Source organism: Microcystis sp. M53603_WE2 (genome assembly GCF_030065435.1).
This window is the reverse complement of sequence record NZ_JASJFF010000500.1, coordinates 1-1,662: the sequence shown is the minus strand read 5'-3', so window position 1 is coordinate 1,662 and position 1,662 is coordinate 1. Positions and strand designations below refer to the sequence as shown.

Sequence of the window (1,662 nt, the reverse complement as noted above, 5' to 3'; positions counted from 1 at the left end):
TGTCAGTCTGTAGAGCGACCATAAGACCAGAACAGAGTAAATCTGTTAAGGCAGGTGCGAAAAATCCTTCGGGAAAGAAGCAGAAACCCAAATCGTGAGGTTTGGGAATCACCGTCCGTTTACGGCGGTGAGGATGTCAAGCAGGGTTGCCATGTATTGGTACTCAGATTCAAAGGGAATTGCATCCAATCGTGGGGTTAAAGACAATAGCCCCAATTGACTGAGACCTGCTTTGGCGGCGGCCGCAATCAGCGCCCCTTCCGTAGGATCCCCCACCACTGACCAATCTTCTCCCGTTTGTTTTAGCCCGGAGTCATTACAAAGCAAACCAGCTACCAGACAATCCCCTAGGGCCGGCGGCAATTCCTCTGCAAAGGGGCTGCCAGGGTTGCCATCGGTGATCAGACTAATTTCGCCCTTGGGACTATAGCCACCACCACTAACGGCGTAATATTGCCCTTCAGTATAAATGGACTGTACAGTCATTTGATTTTCGGTCAGGGTTCCGGTTTTGTCGGAACAAATGACGGTCGCACTCCCCAATGCTTCCACTGCGGGCAGTTTACGAATAATCGCATTGCGACTGGCCATGCGGTTGACCCCAATGGCCAAGGTAATCGTTACCACTGCTGGCAGCCCTTCTGGAATCGCACTCACTGCGAGGGCAACGGCAGCTTCAAACATATCGATCCAAGATTTCCCCCGTCCTAACCCGATGGCAAAGGTCAAGGTTGCTAGGGTCAAAATTGCGTAAAGTAGGGTGCGGCTAAATTGGGCAAATTTACGGGTCAGGGGTGTGCTAAGGCTGACTCGGCTTTCCATCGACTGGGAAATCTGCCCCACTTCGGTGGCGTTGGCCGTAGAGACAACAATCCCTTTGCCCTGTCCAAAGGTAACAAAACTCCCTGCGTAGGCCATGTTTGTCCTTTCTGCTAGGGGCGTATCCCCGGGTAAGGGTTCGATCGCTTTTGACCCGGGCAAGGATTCCCCGGTCAGGGCAGACTCATCCACCTGCAAATTGCGGACTTTCAGCAGCCTCAAGTCCGCTGGTACTTTATCCCCCGATGCCAATAAAACGATATCTCCTGGCACCAAATCCTGAGATGGAATCCGGAGGGTTTGTCCCTCTCGCAACACGGTCGCTTCTGTGGTTACGGCTTTGGCTAGGGAAGCGATCGCACCTTCCGCCTTAGCTTCCTGCACATAGCCAATAATGGCATTGATCAGAGTAACTCCCCAAATCACCGAGGCATTCGTCCAAGACCCTAAAAATGCCTTAATAGTACCCGCAAGCAAGAGAATATAGAGTAGCGGCTGATGAAATTGCCCCAAAAATCTCAACCAAGCTGGTTTCCCCGGCTTAAATCGCAGTTCATTCGGGCCATATTTTTCGTAGCGACTGGCCACTGCTTCTGCTGATAAGCCCGCTGACCCATCGCTGGTCAAGTATTCAATCACCTCTGGTTGAGAAAGTTGATGATACAAGGGCAATGATAATTGAACTGGCATCATGCTCGACCATATTTAGGGTCTGCTGAAAAAGTTTTTCCTAGGGGCAGGGTGTAGGGTGTGGGGTGTGGGGTGTGGGGTTTTACCGATTTTGAGGGGGTCAATTACCTAATTTTCAGGGAAAAAGTCCCTGAATTTCCCCCTGATCACTCC

1 pseudogene is annotated in these 1,662 nt (G+C 51.3%); it reads right to left on the bottom strand.

What is annotated here, in order from left to right:
• Positions 1-135: 135 nt before the first annotated feature.
• A pseudogene (locus PX481_RS10385) lies at positions 136-1,509 on the bottom strand (HAD-IC family P-type ATPase); the annotation flags it as partial.
• Positions 1,510-1,662: the final 153 nt, after the last annotated feature.